Genomic DNA, 6,142 nt, shown 5'->3' with positions numbered 1-6,142 from the left:
ATCTATTCTTCTTGCTTTTTGGGATTTTTTATGGTATTATGGAAATAGAGAGATAGAAAAGAATAGAAAGGGGCACATTGCGTGATTCGTATAGCAGTAGTAGACGATGATTGGTACATTTCTTCTAGAATTGAAAGAATTTTGTTGTCGTATGATCACATTTCAACATATGATCTTGATATTGAGGTCTTTCAAAACGGGTTGGATTATTTTAAATATTTAAAGAACGAACACGATTTTGATCTGATTTTTTTAGATATAGAAATGTCTGGGCCGAATGGTGTTGAAATTGGTCGCCATATTCGAAATGTAATGAAGAATAATATTACTCAAATTGTGTATATTACTGCATTTGATGGCTATGAGCAAGCATTATTCAAAGTTCGACCAATGGATTTTCTAAAAAAACCTTTTACAGACATAGACGTGATAAATACTGTAGAAACATATATCGAATTATATGATTCTGCGGGAAAATTATTTGAGTTTACTTCCCAGAGAAAAAAGAGAAAGATTCCTTTTAATCAGATTCTCTATTTTAAGAGCAATGATAAAGTAGTTGATGTTATTACTATAGCTGAAAATGCATATTTTTATGGGAAACTGAACAGCATAGTGGAACAACTTCCATGCCAATTTCAGGTTATTCATAAATCGTATATCATAAATAAAATGTATGTAAAGAAGTATAATTATACGAATGTCGTAATGACGAATGATGATGTTTTAACGATTAGCCAAAATTATAGAAGCGATATGAGACAGTTAAATTTGTCTAAGAATAACAGCGGAAAGGAGTTTTTCTGTGACTAGAATGGAGTTGTTAGCATATCTTTCGGCAAATCTATTTCGAATATATACCCTATTCCGATTTACAGAGAATTTCTTTTCTGAGAGAAAAACAACTGTTAAATGGATCGCCATTAGCTTTTTAATTTATTTTTCAATAAATAGTGTTTGTTTTCTATGTTTTCCGATGATAGGGGTTAATATCCTTTCAAATTTAATTCCTTTTTTCTGCGTAACTCTATTTTATCGTTCAAAGACTTCTGTTCGAGTTTTGATAACAGTTATTGTGTATTCAATCAGCATATTTGCTGATATTGCATTATTTTCTGTTCAGCATTTGCTACATTTAAACTCTGTAGTGGTATCCTCTGGAGTAGCAACTTCTTTGTTAATTTTTTTGATAGAGCGATTATATGAGTATTTTTTCCCACGAGAAAAATTGGAGAAAAAGGCAGAAATTCATATAGAAGAACTGTTGCTAATTATCTTTATTCCATTGGGTAGTATTATAATTGCATTAAGAGGAATGAATCATGCCTTTGAAGATTATCTTCCAGAATCAATAATTTTATTTGCTATCAATGGAATTGTATTTTATATGTATGATGCGTTGAAGAAAAATGAGAAACAAAAGATAGAGAAAATGCAACTAGAGCAGCAGAATTTATTATATGAAAATCAAATTCAACTGCAAAGAGAATCAGAAGAAAAAATGCGAATGCTTCGTCATGATATGAAAAATCATTTCTATCGTATGAAAACAATGGTTCATCAAGGGGAAATACCTCTACTGGAGGAGTATATGGAGCATATTATTAGTGAAACGGAATCTATTGTCCCAATTTGTCGTACTGGAAACTCGGATGTTGATGGCATTGTGAATGTAAAGTTGACCAGGGCACAACGAGAAGGAACTGAAATCCATTTAGATTTAAAAATACCAACGAAGTTAAATATAGATAGTTTCGACATGAACTGCATTCTTGGAAATCTATTTGATAACGCACTTGAAGCTTTATCGAAAGTAGATAAGAAAATTCTTTATTTTAGGATGGTGTATGAGAAGGGTGTTGTTAACATTTGTTTGCGAAATATGTTTGATGGTCAACTCAGGGTCAATGAGAAAAATCAACTTTTATCATTGAAACAAGATAGAAAAGAATGTCATGGACTTGGAATTAAAAATGTTGTAGAAACAGTAAAAAAATATGATGGTAAGTTTGAGTATGAGCAAGAAAAAAATGTTTTTTCTGTTTATGCGATGATGTATGAAAGATGATGATATATATTTTAGTGGTCCACTAAGAAGAGGCAGGTAATAAAAAATTACCTGCCTCTTTTTGTACAATGAAAACCCCCAGTTTAACTGGGGGTTCAAAAAGCTTAAAGCTATGGGTAGAAAAAAATAACCTCCAGAGTATAATAAGGTTAAGGTCTGCCAACCTAACAATAAAAAACAAAGGAGGTATCGTCATGAAAAGAGACGATATAAGTAGTTTAGCACATTCAAAGTGGAATTGCAAGTATCATGTGGTATTTGCACCGAAATACAGAAGAATGGTGATATATAACCAAATAAAAACAGACATTGGAAAAATACTGAGAAAACTGTGTGAGCAGAAAGGAATCGAAATCATAGAGGCAGAAGCGTGTCCGGATCATATCCATATGCTGATAATACTATGTGGATACAGTAGGGAAAAATAAGAAGAGAATAAAAGAATACATAAGGAACCAGTTGCAGGACGATATTGCAAATGATCAATTGAGTTTGTTTGAATCAGTGGATTCGTTTACCGGAAAGAAGAACAGTAAGAAATAAAAAAGAATACCCCTTAAGGGGTAGCTGAGAATGAAATGCAGTTGGCAGACCTTTCTCAGCCCACTTAAGGGGCAGTGTCCGCAATATGCCCTTATAGGGCTTTCTCAAACCACCCGTTTAACGGGTGGTTTTGATTATTTTCAACATAGATGTTGAAAATGCTGTACAAAATATAGAAAACTTTAAATTTCGCCATTTAATTATACGATTTTCGGTATATCACGGCAGAATAAATGATTTTATGTTATAATGTGACACAAATTGAGGAAAGGGGGATTTTACAATGAAAAACTTTATTTGCAAGTATGCTGTAAAGCTTGGAAGTTGTATGGCGGCTTTGGCTGTTATGGCGACAGCGTTGACTGTAAACACAACTTGTGTGTGGTTTAGTCATCAGGAAAAACTTCCGGAAACAGCTAAAAAGCTTCGAAAGTTTTGATGTTTGAAAAGGTTTCTGTAGCAATTACAGAGGTTTTGGAAGACAAAAAAATCATTCAATCATCTACAAAGGAAGTATGTGCTTATGGTCTGAGGCAGATATTCTCAACAATTTTTAATGCTGGGACAATGCTTCTAATCGGTTTTTTAATGCAAATGCTGATAGAAGCCATTTTATTTACAGTGATATACATTCCTGTTCGAGTATATGCCGGAGGTTATCATGCTTCTACACCGCAGCGATGCTGGGCATTTTCTGCGATAATGTTATGGATTGCACTGTGTATCGTAAAATACACGCCCCAAATGTATTTTTGGGTGATTACAACATTGTCGTTGATAGCCTGCATCGTTGTTTTTTTGCTGTCGCCGGTGGAAGATCGAAATAAGAGATTGGATGAAAAAGAACATCATGTTTATCATATTCGAGCAATTGTTGTGATGACAATAGAAATGATTGTGGCGATGCTGTTGTTTGCTTTACATTTCACACAATTTGTTTTGGTATTGGAGATTGCATGGTGCTCTCTTGCAGTTATGTTGCTGCTTGGAAAAGGAAAGAATGTTTTTGAAAATAAAAAAGGAGGAAGTGCATGAATAAAAAACTGACAAGAACACTTGCCGGAGTCATGTCCCTGATGTTCATGGGACAGGTCATGATTTTTGGCGACGGCAGTGCCCAAGGTCTTTTACATGCTGATACAATTGCATCTGCTGCAGAAGCGATTGAGGGAGCAAAGAACAAAGACCAGCTTGCCAAGGAATTTGAAGAAGCAACAAAAGATCTGGGAAAAGTAGATTTTTTTGATGTACCGGAAGCAGTTAACCAGAATGTTATGGCGTATAACAGTACAGAAGTACAAACTGAGGCTGCATCTGATTTTACGTGGGACGGTACTGCAAAATCATATATTCAGTACTTAAAAGAATTATCAGGCGTTCAGGATGCGTCAACCTTAACGGTTACCGGTAAGGTACAAAAGGGTATAGTTAACGGCTATACTGCAAGTGATAATACGCTCATATATGTTCGCATTTTTAATGGCAATTGGGAAGAAATTGCCTATCAGAAAATTAGCGACGGCGGTAAATATACTGTAACCGCAGGCGGTTCCGATGTGTATCATGTGAAATTTGAGTGCGATGGGTATCTTCCTTTTTACCTTAAGGATTTTGGAACAGGTGCTTATCAGATTGGTTCTGGAAAATCATGGGATACTGTGACGCTTGTCCCTGGTGATACGACTTGGAACGAAGAAAATGACAATCAGTGGAGTGACGATGTTTTAAACAGCAGTGATGCTTCTTACGTTGAAAGTTGTCGCAATGCTTATCGTGGTGATCCTGGATTTAATCCGAGTATGGATCATGACGGGGACGGTATTGTGAGTGATGCTGATTGGGATTATTTTTATAGATTGTATGAAGAACTCGGAGAAGATGAGTTCTATGATATGAGCCAGTCGGACATGTATCAATATGACCTGGATAATAACGGAGTTATTAACTATTATGACTTGCAGTTAAAACAGGAAGATGCAAGTACAACAGAAACAGAACTGGCTGATTTTGCAAGCGTTGTTGAATCGGCGCGGGAATATGAAACACCTGCATTTGTCTATAACCATTACTATACAAATGATGGAAAGGTAGATGCAGAAGACTATAACGAAGGCATTGACAAAATAAATGAACAAATTAAATTGAGAGATCGCTCCAGCAATTACTATGAATACATGGATAAGGACAACAGTGGCATCATTGACGATTTCGATATTAATTGGTTTTCAGATGCTCAACCAGAAACCGGAAGTTTGGACTGGGATCATGCATTTAAGAGAAATCTGACAATGCTGTCAGACGGTATGTTCCCCTACAGTTTCAATCTTCATGATACCAATTTTGACCTGAACGGCTGCGCTCTTTATGTTGCAGATTGTATGTCCTTCACAACCGATATTCCGCAATTCTGGTCTGGAAACGGCGCAACATTGGATATTAACGGAGGAGCACTTCTGATTGAGAATAATCTGGTATTTCGTACCGCATCGCCGGATGGATGGAGTGGGACAACAGGTCAACTGATGGATTTGAACAATGGTATTGTCATGATTGGCAACTGCTTTGATTTTGGTCAGGCAAATTGTTATGACACAATCGAAATGACCAATAACGATGATACCTTGATGGTTGGCGGAAACTGGACATATAATACATTGACCAATATGGAAGGCAAATGGACAGCCGGAAATATCTGGGTGCTAGGACCAACATGGGAAGTAAATGAAAAATCAGGTGCCAAGGCCGTTTATTCTTCTGGAACACAGGTAATCCACTTTGGTTATGCAGGCGGCAAGCAAACAGTTCTTTGGGATAACTATGAAACCTATATTAACAATGAAGATGGCTCTCTGAACACAGAAAGAACCTTTAACTTCGATGGCGGTATTGATTTTATATATGATTTTACTGCAGAAAATTACTGGTTCCGCCCGTGGTGGAGACCCTACGATGTTCCTGACTATACGCTTTACCGTAAAGGATGGGAGATTGGCGATGGTGTCCATATTGCAACTGGCAATTACACAAAATCTTTTACAGATTTAAGTGTAACTTCTCCTGGTGTAACATCTGATTTTGTTCGTACTTACAATTCTACCAGCAATGAGGAAGGCTCTTTCGGCATTGGTTGGGATTTTAATATTGATGTCAGCAAGATTGTAAAGCCGGCTGCTGGGTATTATCAGGTTGTTTTGCCCGATGGCTCGAACACTACATTTAAGGATAATGGAAAAGGTGGATTTGAGTGTCTGAACGCTCATAGCACTATGACAAAGTCCGGCAATGAATACACCATCACAAATGCCGCTCAGTCTCAGTATCACTTCAATGCAGACGGCGAACTGGATTGGGTCAAGGATGCAGAGGGCAATATTCTGACCATCTCTTCCATGTCCAACAACCAGAGAATTGTAACGGATTCTACAGGCAGAACTTACACGATTACTTACAATGGCAATAAAGAACATTCTCGGATTATCAGTATTGAAGATACCGCCGCAGGTCGTGTGGTTACTTATGCATATAACGGAG

At 36.6% G+C, this 6,142-nt stretch carries 5 protein-coding genes and 1 pseudogene; all 6 read left to right on the top strand.

What is annotated here, in order from left to right; translation table 11 throughout:
- The first annotated feature begins 81 nt into the window (after positions 1-81).
- A complete protein-coding gene (locus tag DXB92_RS12690; protein WP_117734162.1) occupies positions 82-813 on the top strand; it encodes a LytTR family DNA-binding domain-containing protein in 732 nt (243 codons plus the stop codon).
- 1 nt (position 814) lies between these two features.
- Entirely contained in the window at positions 815-2,068 is a 1,254-nt protein-coding gene (locus DXB92_RS12685; protein ID WP_117734161.1) for a GHKL domain-containing protein, read from the top strand.
- Between the two features lie 194 nt (positions 2,069-2,262).
- Positions 2,263-2,611, top strand: a pseudogene (gene tnpA / locus DXB92_RS12680) (IS200/IS605 family transposase).
- A 283-nt stretch (positions 2,612-2,894) separates the two neighbouring features.
- Complete coding sequence (locus DXB92_RS12675; protein WP_181977079.1) at positions 2,895-3,050, top strand: cyclic lactone autoinducer peptide; 156 nt, start codon at positions 2,895-2,897, stop codon at positions 3,048-3,050.
- Positions 3,050-3,646 carry an accessory gene regulator B family protein gene (locus DXB92_RS12670; protein ID WP_117734160.1) on the top strand — a complete coding sequence of 199 codons (597 nt, stop codon included), beginning with the start codon at positions 3,050-3,052 and terminating at the stop codon, positions 3,644-3,646. The genes DXB92_RS12675 and DXB92_RS12670 overlap by 1 nt, the downstream gene beginning before the upstream one ends.
- Positions 3,643-6,142 (top strand): DUF6531 domain-containing protein (locus tag DXB92_RS12665; protein ID WP_147330068.1); only part of this gene is annotated, 2,500 nt, incomplete at its 3' end. The genes DXB92_RS12670 and DXB92_RS12665, both read left to right, overlap by 4 nt.

The sequence above is a fragment of the Ruminococcus sp. OM06-36AC genome, from assembly GCF_003438725.1.
GTDB lineage: Bacteria > Bacillota > Clostridia > Oscillospirales > Ruminococcaceae > Ruminococcus_C > Ruminococcus_C callidus.
This window is presented reverse-complemented; position numbering and strand designations above follow the sequence as displayed.